Source organism: Pseudanabaena cinerea FACHB-1277, assembly GCF_014696345.1.
GTDB classification, from domain to species: Bacteria; Cyanobacteriota; Cyanobacteriia; order Pseudanabaenales; family Pseudanabaenaceae; genus Pseudanabaena; species Pseudanabaena cinerea.
Map to the genome: position 1 here is coordinate 20,783 of NZ_JACJPY010000045.1, position 14,384 is coordinate 35,166.

Annotated in this window: 19 protein-coding genes; 8 read left to right on the plus strand and 11 right to left on the minus strand. The window is 43.1% G+C overall.

The features are described 5' to 3' along the window. Positions 1 to 70: 70 nt before the first annotated feature. Positions 71 to 244, plus strand: a complete 174-nt coding sequence (locus H6F44_RS13855) for a hypothetical protein (protein ID WP_190351613.1) — start codon at positions 71 to 73, stop codon at positions 242 to 244. Between the two features lie 123 nt (positions 245 to 367). Here H6F44_RS13855 and H6F44_RS13860 read toward each other — a convergent pair whose 3' ends face one another. Both H6F44_RS13860 and H6F44_RS13865 read right to left on the minus strand, forming a co-directional pair. Further along, on the minus strand, positions 368 to 1,981 hold the full coding sequence (locus H6F44_RS13860; protein ID WP_190351633.1) for an IS1634 family transposase: 1,614 nt from the start codon (positions 1,979 to 1,981) through the stop codon (positions 368 to 370). Between the two features lie 154 nt (positions 1,982 to 2,135). Continuing rightward, the gene (locus tag H6F44_RS13865) at positions 2,136 to 3,416 is read right to left on the minus strand and encodes an ABC transporter substrate-binding protein (protein WP_190351614.1); all 1,281 of its coding nucleotides are present in this window, start codon (positions 3,414 to 3,416) and stop codon (positions 2,136 to 2,138) included. 394 nt (positions 3,417 to 3,810) lie between these two features. Between H6F44_RS13865 and gltB the strand changes: the two genes are divergently transcribed. The 4 genes from gltB to H6F44_RS13885 all read left to right on the plus strand — a co-directional run bounded on the left by gltB (position 3,811) and on the right by H6F44_RS13885 (position 9,686). Beyond that, complete coding sequence (gltB, locus tag H6F44_RS13870; RefSeq protein ID WP_190351615.1) at positions 3,811 to 8,397, plus strand: glutamate synthase large subunit; 4,587 nt, start codon at positions 3,811 to 3,813, stop codon at positions 8,395 to 8,397. Between the two features lie 85 nt (positions 8,398 to 8,482). Then, on the plus strand, positions 8,483 to 9,052 hold the full coding sequence (locus H6F44_RS13875) for a DUF3782 domain-containing protein (protein WP_190351616.1): 570 nt from the start codon (positions 8,483 to 8,485) through the stop codon (positions 9,050 to 9,052). A 38-nt stretch (positions 9,053 to 9,090) separates the two neighbouring features. Further along, on the plus strand, positions 9,091 to 9,372 hold the full coding sequence (locus H6F44_RS13880; protein ID WP_190351617.1) for a type II toxin-antitoxin system RelE/ParE family toxin: 282 nt from the start codon (positions 9,091 to 9,093) through the stop codon (positions 9,370 to 9,372). A gap of 11 nt (positions 9,373 to 9,383) precedes the next feature. Continuing rightward, complete coding sequence (locus H6F44_RS13885) at positions 9,384 to 9,686, plus strand: HigA family addiction module antitoxin (protein WP_190351618.1); 303 nt, start codon at positions 9,384 to 9,386, stop codon at positions 9,684 to 9,686. Between the two features lie 24 nt (positions 9,687 to 9,710). Here H6F44_RS13885 and H6F44_RS23780 read toward each other — a convergent pair whose 3' ends face one another. After that, on the minus strand, positions 9,711 to 10,721 hold the full coding sequence (locus tag H6F44_RS23780) for a hypothetical protein (RefSeq protein WP_322096225.1): 1,011 nt from the start codon (positions 10,719 to 10,721) through the stop codon (positions 9,711 to 9,713). Positions 10,722 to 10,873: 152 nt separating this feature from the next. On the opposite strand from H6F44_RS23780, the gene H6F44_RS13895 reads away from it, so the two are divergent. Next, a complete protein-coding gene (locus H6F44_RS13895) occupies positions 10,874 to 11,230 on the plus strand; it encodes a hypothetical protein (RefSeq protein ID WP_190351619.1) in 357 nt (118 codons plus the stop codon). Here H6F44_RS13895 and H6F44_RS13900 read toward each other — a convergent pair. Then, a complete protein-coding gene (locus H6F44_RS13900; RefSeq protein ID WP_190351620.1) occupies positions 11,223 to 11,378 on the minus strand; it encodes a hypothetical protein in 156 nt (51 codons plus the stop codon). The two genes, H6F44_RS13895 and H6F44_RS13900, sit on opposite strands and share 8 nt — an antisense overlap. A gap of 40 nt (positions 11,379 to 11,418) precedes the next feature. Between H6F44_RS13900 and H6F44_RS23580 the strand changes: the two genes are divergently transcribed. Both H6F44_RS23580 and H6F44_RS13910 read left to right on the plus strand, forming a co-directional pair. Continuing rightward, positions 11,419 to 11,682 carry a type II toxin-antitoxin system Phd/YefM family antitoxin gene (locus H6F44_RS23580; protein WP_190351621.1) on the plus strand — a complete coding sequence of 88 codons (264 nt, stop codon included), beginning with the start codon at positions 11,419 to 11,421 and terminating at the stop codon, positions 11,680 to 11,682. After that, the gene (locus H6F44_RS13910) at positions 11,666 to 11,923 is read left to right on the plus strand and encodes a Txe/YoeB family addiction module toxin (RefSeq protein WP_190351622.1); all 258 of its coding nucleotides are present in this window, start codon (positions 11,666 to 11,668) and stop codon (positions 11,921 to 11,923) included. The genes H6F44_RS23580 and H6F44_RS13910 overlap by 17 nt, the downstream gene beginning before the upstream one ends. A 58-nt stretch (positions 11,924 to 11,981) precedes the next feature. Here the strand turns inward: H6F44_RS13910 and H6F44_RS13915 are convergent, their stop codons facing one another. The 7 genes from H6F44_RS13915 to H6F44_RS13945 form a co-directional block, all read right to left on the minus strand. Beyond that, on the minus strand, positions 11,982 to 12,344 hold the full coding sequence (locus H6F44_RS13915) for a DUF5615 family PIN-like protein (protein WP_190351623.1): 363 nt from the start codon (positions 12,342 to 12,344) through the stop codon (positions 11,982 to 11,984). Continuing rightward, complete coding sequence (locus tag H6F44_RS13920; protein WP_190351624.1) at positions 12,341 to 12,580, minus strand: DUF433 domain-containing protein; 240 nt, start codon at positions 12,578 to 12,580, stop codon at positions 12,341 to 12,343. The genes H6F44_RS13915 and H6F44_RS13920 overlap by 4 nt, the downstream gene beginning before the upstream one ends. A gap of 255 nt (positions 12,581 to 12,835) precedes the next feature. Then, positions 12,836 to 13,120 (minus strand): BrnA antitoxin family protein, encoded by a 285-nt coding sequence (locus H6F44_RS13925; RefSeq protein ID WP_242016571.1) that lies wholly within the window; start codon positions 13,118 to 13,120, stop codon positions 12,836 to 12,838. After that, positions 13,083 to 13,361, minus strand: a complete 279-nt coding sequence (locus H6F44_RS13930) for a BrnT family toxin (RefSeq protein WP_190351625.1) — start codon at positions 13,359 to 13,361, stop codon at positions 13,083 to 13,085. The genes H6F44_RS13925 and H6F44_RS13930 overlap by 38 nt, the downstream gene beginning before the upstream one ends. A gap of 169 nt (positions 13,362 to 13,530) precedes the next feature. Then, positions 13,531 to 13,686: a hypothetical protein gene (locus H6F44_RS13935; protein ID WP_190351626.1), complete on the minus strand. Its 156-nt coding sequence runs from the start codon at positions 13,684 to 13,686 to the stop codon at positions 13,531 to 13,533. Then, complete coding sequence (locus H6F44_RS13940) at positions 13,683 to 13,919, minus strand: BrnA antitoxin family protein (protein WP_242016572.1); 237 nt, start codon at positions 13,917 to 13,919, stop codon at positions 13,683 to 13,685. The genes H6F44_RS13935 and H6F44_RS13940 overlap by 4 nt, the downstream gene beginning before the upstream one ends. Then, a complete protein-coding gene (locus H6F44_RS13945) occupies positions 13,888 to 14,199 on the minus strand; it encodes a BrnT family toxin (RefSeq protein WP_190351628.1) in 312 nt (103 codons plus the stop codon). The genes H6F44_RS13940 and H6F44_RS13945 overlap by 32 nt, the downstream gene beginning before the upstream one ends. Between the last annotated feature and the right edge of the window lie 185 nt (positions 14,200 to 14,384).

Below are 14,384 nucleotides of genomic sequence, written 5' to 3' on the forward strand. Positions count from 1 at the left end.
ATTTGCTATGATCCACCGTAAGGGTAATTCATAAACTGCCCCCTATCATTACAAAAAACATTAATCCACCATGAAAACTTCATTAATCAAAATCAAAAAACCTAGCAAAGAAGCCCTCCTTGCTTTCCGCCGATCTTCTCAAAAAATGGCTGAATTATTAAAAGCTCACGGCATTAGCGAAGACGAAATCATTGCCGAATTTAACGCTATGCGTAAACAAGTTAGGAAAGATGAAGACAAATAATGTCAAAGACACTTGCCTTAGATACAAACATCTTGGTACGGGCTGTACTAGGTGACAAAGTTTCCAACCTCTTAGAAAAATACAATAACCCACATTCCGCTCGTAATGGAATGGGAAAAATAATTAAGAAACAGGCACAGGTAGGAGATAGTAGCGTTGGCAGGCAAGAGAAAAGAAATTTAAAATGCGAAGACGAAGAGCCGACAAATTAACAATTTGAGTAACACCATGAAAAGAGACTAAATGAACCGCCAAAAAACATTGAAACACCCAACGCAAAGTTGGGGAATTAGTGGGTTTACCCAATTGGTTAGGAATCGTATCTTGAGCGATCGCCAAAGCCAGCCTGAGTTGTCGTTGAGCCAAATTATAAACGAGCAAACAAAGCGCCATAATCATGCCCAGAGCCTCAATGCGTTTAGCAGACTTGAGAAAAACACTCGAAGTAAAAAACAAAGGGTCTTTAAGGAAACGAAAGCCACGCTCAGTAGCCTGTTGAGCCTTATATTCGCGCAAAGCATCATCGGAGGTGAATTCTACAGAATCAAGGATATTCGTGGCTAAAATAAATCTGCCACAGCGAACTCGTTGCGCGGCGATGTCTGAGTCTAGGGGAATCACAGTCGCCGTAATCCGATAAGTTATGTGGGTGGGGATAACATCAGGCTGTGGCTTACCCCGCTTGGCATAATGCGGTTTTTCCATTGTCTGAATATTCGTGAGTTTATGCCATTTCATCTTGGTTGATAGTTTCTCGGCAGCAGCGATCGCATCAGCAGGACAAGCAAAATCTTGCCCTGCTAGAACCTGTAATTCTTTCTGGCACTCCTTCTGCGTTTTTTCAATCTTTTTGTCTAATTTCTTGATATCTGACTTACGCCTTGCATCGCTTTCAACTAACATCCATCTTTGGCTTACCCCTCCATACTCACTCAGCGATTCGGCGGTGCTATATCCCAGTAATTTACTGGGCTGTAAAGGCTCTGTACTTTCCACTAATTCAGATGCAGCTTTGATACTCAATGGCACTCTGGTTAGCCATTTCAGTCCTGTCATGGCTTTTAGGTTTTCTTCACTGTATAGCGCGGCATCAGCTACGCATATCCCCTCAAATGTCCACTGTTGCTTGAATTCTTGTAATAATCCTGCTAATCTTGCCTTGTCAGCTTGGTTCCCACTTACCACCTCCATCATCACGGGAATATCCCCATCACCCACACAGATCAGATTCATCATAAATTGCTTCAAATCTGGTCGATGGTCGCGTGAATATCCATGGGTAATTTCGATATTCCCTTCTTCTTGCTTAGCATATTCTCCATGCACATGAAATGATGTCGAGTCTATATGTCCTGTTTCTACCTTTACTTCGTACTTTTTTACTGCCTTCAGGCTGATTCCCACAAATGTTTCTGTTAGTCCGACTTCATGTAAGTCATCCAGTACATCCCCAATGCGGTCATCGTTAATTTGCTCGGCTGTTATTCCTTCCCCTAATAAATGTTCTGTTGCTTTCCCTTCAAAAAACTTACTATACATATACAATGGCGCGGATACAAACCCTAATCCATTCAGGATCATTGCTTTCACGATTATCCCTGCCCTTACTTTTTCCCTTGAGCTTCTCCCGATTCTTTCGTTTATCTGCCCTACGATTCCCAGATCGTCTATTATCCCTGCTACGATTCCTAGATGGTCTAGGTTCGATACTTTTATCTCTGCTTTGTTTGTATTAATATGTTTTTCCTCCTTGTTGCCTTTCTCATTGCCTTTCGCTTATTATTTTACCATTCCATTACGAGCGGAATGTGGGATAAATTACTTGGTGTTGGTTATTAGTAGCCCAAATCAAGAGAAACCTTGAAAGCTTTAAAAGACTGGACGGTGATCGCTAGAGGGCATTCCATCTTTCGGCAGCCGAGGCGATCGCTTGATCGCTAGGCTTTTGCTTAAGCATGGCTGACTGTAGCTCTTCATAAATGATTTTACGCAGCTTCTCAATATCCTTTGCAGGGGGAATCAATACTTCCGATTGTGCTAACTGCGAAGCACTGATTACCCTAGCCCGATCTAGCAATGGCGCATCCTTGGGCGCTTCGGTAAAATAGCGATCGCTGGAACTGGCGATCGTGGAAGGCAATAGATTCTCAACCTTGGTAAAGGCTAATTGATTGGTGGCATTGGTGAGATAGAGCGCGAATTTTACCGCCAATTCTTGATTGGTAGAGGTGGTTGGCACTGCCACATTCATCACTGCCGCACTCTTTCTACCCGTTGAGCCTGTGATCTGCACACCCACATCTGTCACCTTGGCGATCGCTGGTGCATTTTGAGCCACTGACTGCAAAAACTGTGGTCCTGTCAACAACATTGCCAACTCTCCAGACTGATAAAGCTCTACAGCCTTGCGATGACCTTCCGTCAAAATCTCACGGGGAACTAACTGCTTCTCAAACAAATTCACCCAATAGCCAAATGCCGCTTTCCCATCTTGATCGTTAAAAGCCGCCTTGCCATTGGCATCTAGCAACTTCATGCCCATCTGCACCATCGACTCTAGCACCTGTCCGCCATCCATGGTGAGCATGAAGGCATATTTACCTGTCTTTGCCTTGATCTGCTCTGCAACTTTTGTCAGCTCGGTATAGGTTTGAGGCGGCTTGGCAGGATCTAGCCCTGCTTTTTCAAATAAATCGCGGTTATAAATTGTGATATCCGTTGCCACATACCAAGGCAATCCGAAAACTATATTTTCTAGTTGATTTGCTTTCCAAATATTCGGGAAATAAGCATTGCGATCGCTTGCTGATATAGCAGTTGCCATATCCACGAGCGCTTTCTTCTCCGCCAACTTAGAGGCAAACTGCGGATTGAGATTGACCACATCGGGCGCAGTTTTGGCAGCAACAGAACTTAAGATCTTAGCTTCCATTTCTCCCCAAGGAATATCCACCCATTCCACTTCTGCATTAGGATTCTCTTTTACAAATCCTGCGATTAAGTCAGTCATGTATTTATCGAACTGGGGCTTTAACTGCATTGTCCAGAATACAATTTTATTGTTGTTAGAGCTACTATCCACCACTTGAGAACCGCAGGCTCCCAATAGAAATAGTGTAGACATAGTCAAAAATTCACGGCGCTTGAGCTTAATCAAATATTGGGAAGTCATGGAGATTAAGGAGAATTGTAAATAGAAGTCTAGACTTTAATCATCATACATGGCAATTACGCACTAATCGCGCATTAAATCAAGCAAACGAGCCACTAGGATGTTTCTAAGCGCAAAGTATTGGCACTCAAAAATTTCTTTGGTTTTGGGTTTAAGGGCTATATGTTTAGGATTCTAAGTCTGTAACATTTTTAACAAAAATTTTTAACAAAAAACAAGGGAATCCCGCAAAATATTGAGGAACTAGCGGCAAGATATGATCATTTCGTTAAGATCATTGGCATATTCTACCTAGATCATGGAGTTTGCTTTACAATCCAAGATAGCTATCGTAACTCTAAGCAAATTGCGATCGCCCTCATAATATCCTCTATTATCAACATCTCCGTCCATGATGAATAGCAATGCAACGCCAGACAATCAAGGTTTGTACGATCCTCAATTTGAGCATGATGCCTGTGGAGTTGGCTTTATTGTTCATAAATTAGGTCAAAAATCCCATGCGATCGTGGAGCAGGGATTAACAATTTTGGAAAATCTCGAACATCGCGGCGCGTGCGGCTGTGAGACAAATACAGGTGATGGTGCTGGGATTTTGATGCAGATTCCCCACAGGTTTTTGGTAAAGGCGGCGGCGGCAGTAAATATCGTGTTGCCTGAATCTGGACAGTATGGCGTGGGCATGATCTATACTTCCCCTAATATGGAAGCGCGTCAACAGGGGCGCGGGATTTTTGAAAAATTAGTCGAAGCTGAAGGTCTGAAGGTGCTTGGTTGGCGCGACGTACCAACTGACAATTCCTCCTTGGGGGCGACCGCGCAATCCAGTGAACCATTCATGCAGCAGGTATTCATTGCCCGTTCTGCCGATCTTGCCGATGACCTCGCCTTCGATCGCAAATTATTTGTGCTGCGTAAACTTGCCCATACCGCAATAAGAGCAACAAATGTTGATCCTTACTGGTATCCCTCTAGCCTTTCCTGTCGCACGATTGTTTATAAAGGAATGTTGATGACGGCGCAAGTCGGGCAGTATTACGCCCATGATTTGCATGATCCCGATATGGAGAGCGCTCTAGCTCTGGTTCACTCCCGCTTTAGTACGAATACTTTCCCCAGTTGGGAGCGATCGCACCCTTATCGATACATTGCCCACAATGGCGAAATTAATACTTTGCGCGGCAATACTAACTGGATGATTGCCCGTCAGTCGATGTTTGAGTCAGATTTATTTGGCGATGATATTTCCAAAATCAAGCCTGTGATTAACATCGAAGGCAGTGACTCCACGATTTTTGATAATGCTTTAGAATTGCTAGTACTGGCAGGGCGATCGCTACCCCATGCGGTAATGATGATGATTCCTGAGCCTTGGACAGCCCATGAGTCCATGAGTGATGAGAAGAAAGCCTTTTATGAATATCATTCCTGTTTGATGGAACCTTGGGATGGTCCTGCCTCGATCGCCTTCACCGACGGCACAATGATCGGCGCGATTCTCGATCGCAACGGTTTGCGTCCTTCACGCTATTATGTCACTAAGGATGATTTGGTGATCTTCGCATCGGAAGCAGGTGTATTAGATATCGCACCTGAACTGATTGAATCAAAAGGTCGCTTGCAACCAGGGCGAATGTTCTTGGTGAATATGGAAGAAGGTCGCATTGTTGCTGATGAAGAAATCAAGCATCAAATTGCCTCTGAACATCCCTACCGTGATTGGATTAATCAGCACATGGTGGAGATTGCCAATCTTAAGGATGGCGTAGCTAGTGAACCTGAAGCAACTCCTCTAACCCAGAAGCAAATGGCTTTTGGTTATTCCTTTGAAGATTTGCGCCTACTGTTAACACCAATGGCGCGTGATGGAGTGGAAGCCGTGGGCGCAATGGGAAATGATGCTCCTTTAGCCGTTCTTTCCAATCGTCCCAAACTTCTTTACGATTATTTCCAACAGCTATTTGCACAGGTAACTAATCCGCCGATTGACTCCATTCGTGAAGAGATTATTACTTCCGCCGAAACTACTATTGGGGCTGAACGGAATCTGCTCAAGCCTGAACCCGAAAGCTGTCATTTGATCGAGTTAAAGACTCCTATCCTTAGTGATGCTGAATTTGCCAAACTCAAGTATATTAATGAAGGTGGATTTCAATCAATTACACTTTCGACTTTGTTCAACCCTAAATCTGGTGTATCGGGATTAGAATCAGCGATCGCCGAAATTTGCGCGAAGGCTGATCAAGCGATCGCTGAGGGTGTGAATATTTTGATACTTAGCGATCGGGGCGTGAATCCTGACAATGCGCCAATTCCAGCTTTGCTTGCTGTATCGGGTTTACATCACCATCTGATCCGCACAGGCACAAGAACCAGAGTCGGTCTAGTCCTCGAATCGGGCGAACCCAGAGAAGTCCATCACTTTGCGCTCTTGATTGGCTATGGTTGCGGTGCGATCAATCCTTACCTCGCCTTTGAAAGCATCAACGACATGATCAAGCAAGGCTTGCTGGTGAATGTTGATTACAAAACTGCGGTTAAGAACTTCATCAAATCCGCCACTAAGGGCGTAACTAAAGTTGCTTCTAAAATTGGTATTTCCACGATCCAAAGCTATCGCGGCGCTCAGATTTTTGAGGCAGTGGGACTCAATCAAGACGTGATTAAGAAATATTTCACTTGGACAGCCTCCCGCATTGAAGGCGCTGATTTGGAAGTTATCGCTAAAGAGGCGATCGCTCGTCATAGCCATGCCTTCCATGAGCGTAAGGATAATCTCACCCTTGATGTCGGCGGTGAATACCAATGGCGGAAGGAAGGAGAAGCCCACCTCTTCAGTCCTGAGACTATCCATGCTCTCCAAAAGGCAGTCCGTGAGGGCAATTACGAGCAGTTCAAGAAGTATTCTACATTGGTGAATGAACAGAATCAGCAGCATTTCACCCTGCGTGGCTTGCTCGATTTCAAATCCCGTGAATCGATTCCCCTTGAAGAAGTAGAGCCCATTGAAAGCATTCTGCGCCGTTTTAAGACTGGCGCAATGAGCTATGGTTCCATTTCTAAGGAAGCCCACGAAGCTCTGGCGATCGCCATGAATCGCATCGGCGGCAAGTCCAACACAGGCGAAGGCGGCGAAGACCCCGATCGCTACACATGGACAAACGAGCTAGGCGATTCCAAAAATAGCGCCATCAAACAGGTTGCTTCTGGACGTTTCGGTGTAACTAGCCTCTATCTCTCCCAAGCCAAAGAGATTCAAATCAAAATGGCGCAGGGCGCAAAACCAGGGGAAGGCGGTCAACTCCCAGGCAAGAAAGTCTATCCTTGGATTGCCAAGGTGCGCCACTCTACCCCAGGGGTCGGTTTGATTTCGCCACCTCCTCACCATGACATCTATTCCATCGAAGATCTCGCTGAGTTGATTCACGACCTCAAAAATGCTAACCGCGCCGCCCGCATCAGCGTCAAGTTAGTTTCAGAAGTCGGTGTCGGCACGATCGCCGCAGGGGTTTCTAAAGCCCACGCTGATGTAGTTCTCATCTCTGGCTACGATGGCGGCACTGGCGCATCACCCCAAACCTCGATCAAACACGCAGGCTTACCTTGGGAATTGGGACTCGCAGAAACCCACCAAACTCTCGTTCTCAATAACCTCCGCAGCCGCATCGTTGTGGAAACCGATGGACAAATGAAAACAGGGCGTGATGTCGTCATCGCCGCTCTACTTGGTGCTGAAGAGTTCGGCTTTGCCACCGCTCCCCTCGTTACTTTGGGCTGTATCATGATGCGCGTCTGTCATCTCAACACCTGCCCCGTGGGTGTCGCTACCCAAGATCCACAATTGCGCGAGAAATTCACAGGCGATCCTGCCCACACCGTCAACTTCATGACCTTCATCGCCATGGAAGTGCGTGAACTGATGGCGAAACTCGGTTTCCGTACCCTCGATGAAATGGTTGGTCGTACTGAAGTTCTCGAAGCAAAGCAAGCAGTCGAACATTGGAAAGCAAAGGGCTTAGACTTCTCGAAGATTCTCTATCAACCAGAAGTTGGTGCAGATGTCGGTCGCTATTGCCAAATTCCACAGGATCACGGTTTAGACAAGTCCCTTGATATGACTGTGTTGCTAGACTTGTGTCAAGCAGCGATCGTGGATGGTGAACCCGTTCAAGAGACTATTCCGATCAAGAACATCAATCGTGCTGTCGGTACGATCCTTGGCAACGAAATCACCAAGCGCCATTGGGAAGGATTGCCCGATGACACCGTGCATCTGCATTTCCAAGGTACGGCTGGTCAAAGCTTCGGTGCATTCGTTCCCGCAGGTGTGACGATGGAACTGGAAGGCGACACCAACGACTATCTCGGCAAAGGTCTAAGTGGTGGCAAGATCATTCTCTATCCCCACAAAGCTTCTACCTTTGTCGCCGAAGAAAACATCATCGCAGGTAACGTCGCCTTCTATGGTGCAACTAGTGGCGAAGCTTACATTCGCGGTATTGCTGGTGAACGATTCTGTGTGCGTAACTCTGGCGTAAATGCTGTAGTCGAAGGCATCGGCGATCATGGTTGCGAATATATGACTGGCGGTAAAGTAGTCGTTCTCGGTTTAACAGGACGGAACTTTGCGGCAGGTATGAGTGGCGGTGTTGCCTACATTCTCGATGAGTCAGGTGATTTCGCTACCCGTTGCAATACCTCGATGGTCGGCTTAGAGAAACTCGAAGATCCCGAAGAAATCAAGGATTTGAAGCAGTTGATTCAACAGCACGTTGACTATACGGAAAGTGCGATCGGTGAGCGAGTTCTCGCTGATTGGAATGCAATGATTCCTAAATTCGTGAAGGTAATGCCCAAGGATTACAAGCGGGTATTGCAAGCGATTAAGGAAGCCTTAGAAGATGGTTTGAGTGGTGATGATGCCCTCAATGCTGCTTTTGAAGCCAACTCCCGCGATGTCGCCCGTATCGGTGGCAGCTAGTTAACAAGAGGCAAGGGGCGCAAGCCCCTTGTTTGTTTATGTGATAACTTAGGTATAGAAAATTTGATCAAAAAACACGAAGTTTATGAGTAGCCCTACAACTATTGATGACATCTATAAGCTGTTCCAAGCATCTCAAGAGCAATATGATCGCCGTATGGCTGAGGCTAGGGTCGAATCTGATCGCCGTATGGCAAAGTTAGAAAAAACAGTAGAAAGAACCACTAAAGCTGTTGAAGCACTTACGACAAGATGGGGACGTTTTGTTGAGGAATTAGTGGAGCCTGCGGTATTGCGCTTATTCCAAGAAAAAGGAATTGATGTAAAGGAAGTTTATCCTCGTGCGAGAACTAAGCGTCAAGGTTTTGCTATGGAAATAGATATTTTGGCTGTGGATGATACGGAATTAGTGTTAGTGGAATGTAAGTCACGTTTATCAAAGGATGATGTGGATGAGTTTGTTGAGAAGTTAACGCGCTTTAAAGATTCCTTTCCTCATTACGGCAACTATAAAGCCTATGGTGCTGTGGCAGGAATTGAGATTAATGAGGGGATAGATCGTTATGCTTATCGTCAAGGTTTGTTTGTGATTAAGCCTTCGGGTGATGGTGTGGCGATCGCCAATGATGACGATTTTAAGCCTGTTGCATGGTAAATTTAGCGGTTTGTTATCGTTTAGGTGTCTAGGCTTCAATGATTGTTTCGTTTGCTTGTAAAGAAACCGAGAAGATTTGGCAAGGTGTGCGATCGCGTAAGCTACCATCAGACATACAGGAAAGGGCTTTACGCAAATTACGTCAACTTGATGTGTCCGCTAATCTGGAAGATCTCCGCGTACCACCTGCTAATCATCTAGAAGCATTGGTTGGCGATCGCACTGGACAATATAGTATCCGCATTACAAAGCAGTGGCGAATCTGTTTTGTTTGGCAAAATGGAAATGCCTATGATGTTGAAATTGTTGATTATCATTAGGAGCAAAGGCAATGGAAAATACTTTACTGCGTAATCCCCATGTTGGCGAAATCTTGCAATATGAGTTTTTAGAAGAGTTAGATATTAGTGCAGATAGCTTGGCTGAGAGTTTGCGGCTGCCTTATTTGAGTATGCAGCAAATTATTCAAGGTAAGGCTCCGATGACTGCGGATGTGGATTTGCGTTTATGTCGCTATTTTGGGTTATCGGATGGTTATTTTTTGCGGTTGCATTATGCCTATGAGTTGATGGAAGCAAAAAGGAATTTAGGTGATATTTTACGTCAAATAGTCCCGATCGCAGCGTTGCATTAGATCGCCTATCGAGTTACCGATTCCTCATGAAAAGTAGGATTGGAAAGGGTTAGATAAAATACCGAGTAATTTACCAATTTCTTTGATGAAGTAATCTTCTTGATCAATCCAGAGAATTTTATCTTCGAGGCGCAAAAATTTCCAAATCATGCCTGTCGTCACGACACCATAAATGGGAAACCTGTTTTCACTTCTAGCATTAAAGCGCTGAGCCGCGATCATTTCCGCGATGCATTGACCTAACCCTCCTTTAATATTTTCGTTTTTCGCTTCGACAAGGGTAATCACTGGACAGGAGATTTCATAGATTTCGCTGGAGGCTGTCAACAGAAAATCACAAAATCCATTTAAGCCAGATTCTACATCAACGTTAAATTCTGTACCTGAGAAAAAGCCTACCTTTTGATCAAATATTTGCCGAATTTCTAGCAGGATAGGCGCAATGAGAAGTTCCGATCGCGCTTTTTCAGTATTGATGGCATTGGCAATGGAGAGATTTCGTTTAAGGGTTTGTTGCAAATAGTCACTAATCGTCAAAGGTTGAATATCCACAAATAAGTTTTCCGATTCTTTGATCGTCAAGCCAAATTTTTCTTGTACTTGGGCTATCGTTTTAAATTCACTGTATGACATCGGTTTAAACTCCAACTTCGTAAATTTACTAATATCTATTTTGTTGCCGCTATCCTTTCCAAAATGAATATTCCCTTCATTAGTTTTTACAAAATGTCCTTTGTTTATCTTTACACAGCCAAAGTTATCACCTTTAAATAATCGAAATTGTCTCTCTAAAACAGCTTGTAAATTATCCTTATTAACTTCCACTCCCAATAAATTACTCAACCTTTTCCATAAACTAGCCGCCAACTTCTTAATATGCGACTCACTACAATGAAGTTCCTTTGATATCTGAGTATAATTCTTTCTTTCCCAAGCCCCCTTCAAAATCCCTTCTTCCAAAGATGTTAGATGTTCCTGTGTATCTTCCGACACTAAATCATCAATGTATTGCAAAACATTGTCTATGGTTTTCATGGATATTGTGGAGTTTGGAGGGGAATATTGCAGTGATTATACCAAATCCAACTAACAGTGAACTAAATCCTAACTAAAAGTGTACCGAGTAAATACTTTGATTTAAGTGAAAAGATTTACAATTAGCCTGAATAAACACAGCGATAAGTTTTATGAGACTTTTACTCCAGATTTTGGGTTTCTTAGTTGGTCTAGCTATTTGTTTGTGGGTTCATTATATAGCAGGATTTATGGGGGGCAACCCGTCTTCTGTTATGAAGCTTAATCCTGGTCTAACAGGTTCTTTTTATGCTGTTTTATTGCTATACGCAGGAGGGTTAGGATTTGTTTTTATTCGGTCTATATTATTTGGTGGTGACGACTATTCGTTAAAATCAGGATTTTTCAGTGGTTTGGTGGGTGGATACTATCTGCCTCCAGCTTTCTATGCCTATGCTTTATTCTTAGTTTTTTCAATAGCTCTTGGCGCTCCTGTTCCACCTACAGTGATTTTGTTTATATTCAAATAATCTTTCGGGTAATTTCTACAGTTAAGCGATCGCTGCTTGTTGTTGTTGGTTTGTTGAGGGGGCGATCGCTTGTGTGGTGAGAGTATGGATATTTGAAGCGATCGCTGTTTGGTGTTGTTAGTTTGTTGAGGGGCGATTGCTTTAACAAAAAAAGTGGTACGATAAATTGTACGAGTTTGGGTTTATTAATGAAAATCCTTAATGCAAGTGAAGCGAGAGCCAACTTGTTCAGCTTAGTCGAACAGGTTAACAAAGATCATTTACCAAGATTTATTACCAGTCGGCAAGGTGACGCGGTACTTCTATCTAAAGCTGACTGGGAAAGTATACAGGAAACTCTCTATCTACAGTCTATTCCTAATTTAGTTGAGTCAATTAAAGCCGCCGAACAAGCGAATGATTGGGTTTCTGAAGATGATTTCTTAGGAGCCTTGAATGGATTGGAAGATTGAATTTAGTCGAAATGTGTTTAAGGATGCCAAAAAGCTAAAGTCTGCCAATTTAGACTCAAACCTCAAATCTCTACTAGAAATACTCAAACAGAATCCTTATGAACCTCCCTATGAAAAGCTTTCAGGCAACTTGCAAGGATATTTCTCAAGACGTATCAATATCAAACATCGATTGGTTTATGCCATCAACGAAGAAACTAAAACTATTAGAGTTGTTTCTGTGTGGTCACATTATGAATAGCAAAATCTGGCGATCGCTGTTTGGTGTTGTTGGTTTGTTGAGAGGCGATCGCATATTTCTAAATTGGCAAACGCCTTACTCGATATCGTTCATCAGACACGATTATTACAGATCCCATATCTAAATCTTCTATGCAATTTTCTAGAATATTTTGCAATCGATTTAAAACAAACTGAGGCGATGTGTTTTTTAATCGAAAGATAATCACACTTGGCAAATCTGCTTTACTCACAGCCATCAGATCACCAAAATCTAAATCAAAAGTCAAAATGGTACGGTCTTCTAACTTAGCCTTCTCAACAATCAAAGGATCGGGTAAACATTGCAATCCCTCATCCCTAAGATGCTTTGCATCATGACCCATTTGACACAAAGCTTTCACAACTGTCTGTGAAACTCCCATATCTGCTAAAAGCTTCATCCACTCATTCCAGCAAAACTACGCACTTCCTCATTTGCCAGAAAAGCAGCGTACAACAGGCTTGCCCGAATATCTTCAGCCTCAAGATCGGGATATTCACGCAGAATTTCTATTGTTGTTAAACCATTTGCAATTAGACTTAACACGAGTGAAACTGTGATTCGCATTCCCCTAATGCAAGCCCGTCCACCCATGATCTGCGGGTTGAATGTGATGCGATCTAAAGTTTTTTGCATATATTAAATTTTTTAACTAAGCATACTTATTATCATCGCAATCAATACTTTTTGACAAAGACATCACCAATTTGTCATGCGATCGCTGTTTGATGTTGTTGGTTTGTTGAGGGGTGATCGCTTTGTTGATTGAGATTAGGGGCGATCGCTGTTTGGTGTTGTTGGTTTGTTGAGGGGCGATCGCTCGTGGGTGAGAGTATTGATGATTGAGGCGATCGCTGTTTGATTGAGATTAGGGGCTATTACCAAGAAATTCTAATCGTTTGTCGTTGTGACATAAGATTTATGTGCTTCTGCGTAAATTTTTAAAGCGACTGACATTTGCTGCGATGCATTCTCACCTTGCGATTGAAACCATGCAAAAGTTTCAGAATCGATTTGAACTGATGCTGTAATTTGTTTAGGACTTCTCAATTTGGCTTTAGCCCAAAACTCTGCTGATAATGGAGGAATATCAGATGTATCAATATCCTCATCACCCATTGCGTCAATTCTCGCCCAATCAGTCTTCGATGTATTGTTCATAGTATCTGCGTTCATAAGATAGAGCCTTTCTTAATGAAATAATCCTAATTGTTTGTTCGTCAGGTTCTGTATAGACAACCACCACGAATCGACCTTGAAGTAAACCAATACCGATATACCGATCCTCTCCATAGTTTTCTCTTGCGTCAAGTTCAACAACCATAGGCAAATTAAAAACTAGATAAGCGTCAGCAAAGTCAAATCCATGTTTAGCGAGGTTAATTTGTTTTTTACGTTCATCCCACTCAAATCTCATTTTAAAGTTTAGTAGTTGTCTGTATTGGGATTTTCCTAATTTTAACTTGTATTTGACGCTGTTTGATTGAGATTAGGGGCGATCGCTGTTTGGTGTTGTTAGTTTGTTGAGGGGCGATCGCTTGTGTTGTGAAAGTATGGATATTTTAGGCGATCGCTGTTTGATGAGATTAGGGGTGATCGCTGTTTGATGTTGTTGGTTTATTGGGGGCGATCGCTTGTGTGGTGGAAAGTATAGATATTTTAGGCGATCGCTTTTTGATTGAGATTAGGGGCGATCGCTGATTGATGTTGTGGGTGTGTTGAAGCGTGATCGTTCTACTCAATTTTCAGCTTGATGATCTGCCATGTATTTTTGTAGAACATTATTGATTAAAGTTTGATAACCGCGTGGAACTTGCTGTTTATACCAAGCTAAAACATTTGGATCAAGTCTCAAGGTTACAGGAACCTTGACAGGTGGAATATTAACCGTTGCATCTTCCCAAAAGTCAGTATCTGTCGCTGGAGCGTCCGTATAGTCAATATCAGAATCTCTCATCTGACCAAGGATTTTCAATTGTTCTTCTCTCGATATAGCCATAATAAATTCTCTTTTCCTCTTTATTTGCAAGCCTTACAGAAATGAGACGTATTCTTTGTCCTCGCAGAGTATAGACAGCAAGGAGAACAAATTCTTCCAAGCCACCAATGGCAATAAAACGAGATTCGCCATAATCTTTACGATTGTCAGGTTTTGAAATCCAAATACCCGAAAAAATTTCCTTGGCAAACTCAAAATCAATTCCATGCTTGGCAATGTTGGCGTTGTTCTTTTTGTTGTCCCATTCAAAGTCCATGTCACTACTGTAAACAAGTGCAATACATGATGTCAATACATTAAATATATCGCTATTTGATTGAGATTTGGGGCGATCGCTTTTGGGAGCATCCCAAGTTTGCGCTAAGTAGAAATACTTAGCGATGGGGAATTATTAAGAAAAGCTGTACGCAAACGTAAGATCTTTGGAACATTGCATGGATT

Coding starts and splice junctions, on each gene's coding strand:
- H6F44_RS13855 (WP_190351613.1), top strand. CDS start 71: ATGAAAACTTCATTAATCAAAATCAAAAAACCTAGCAAAGAAGCCCTC.
- H6F44_RS13865 (WP_190351614.1), bottom strand. CDS start 3,416: ATGACTTCCCAATATTTGATTAAGCTCAAGCGCCGTGAATTTTTGACT.
- gltB (WP_190351615.1), top strand. CDS start 3,811: ATGAATAGCAATGCAACGCCAGACAATCAAGGTTTGTACGATCCTCAA.
- H6F44_RS13875 (WP_190351616.1), top strand. CDS start 8,483: ATGAGTAGCCCTACAACTATTGATGACATCTATAAGCTGTTCCAAGCA.
- H6F44_RS13880 (WP_190351617.1), top strand. CDS start 9,091: ATGATTGTTTCGTTTGCTTGTAAAGAAACCGAGAAGATTTGGCAAGGT.
- H6F44_RS13885 (WP_190351618.1), top strand. CDS start 9,384: ATGGAAAATACTTTACTGCGTAATCCCCATGTTGGCGAAATCTTGCAA.
- H6F44_RS23780 (WP_322096225.1), bottom strand. CDS start 10,721: ATGAAAACCATAGACAATGTTTTGCAATACATTGATGATTTAGTGTCG.
- H6F44_RS13895 (WP_190351619.1), top strand. CDS start 10,874: ATGAGACTTTTACTCCAGATTTTGGGTTTCTTAGTTGGTCTAGCTATT.
- H6F44_RS23580 (WP_190351621.1), top strand. CDS start 11,419: ATGAAAATCCTTAATGCAAGTGAAGCGAGAGCCAACTTGTTCAGCTTA.
- H6F44_RS13910 (WP_190351622.1), top strand. CDS start 11,666: ATGGATTGGAAGATTGAATTTAGTCGAAATGTGTTTAAGGATGCCAAA.
- H6F44_RS13915 (WP_190351623.1), bottom strand. CDS start 12,344: ATGAAGCTTTTAGCAGATATGGGAGTTTCACAGACAGTTGTGAAAGCT.
- H6F44_RS13920 (WP_190351624.1), bottom strand. CDS start 12,580: ATGCAAAAAACTTTAGATCGCATCACATTCAACCCGCAGATCATGGGT.
- H6F44_RS13925 (WP_242016571.1), bottom strand. CDS start 13,120: ATGAACGCAGATACTATGAACAATACATCGAAGACTGATTGGGCGAGA.
- H6F44_RS13930 (WP_190351625.1), bottom strand. CDS start 13,361: ATGAGATTTGAGTGGGATGAACGTAAAAAACAAATTAACCTCGCTAAA.
- H6F44_RS13945 (WP_190351628.1), bottom strand. CDS start 14,199: ATGGACTTTGAATGGGACAACAAAAAGAACAACGCCAACATTGCCAAG.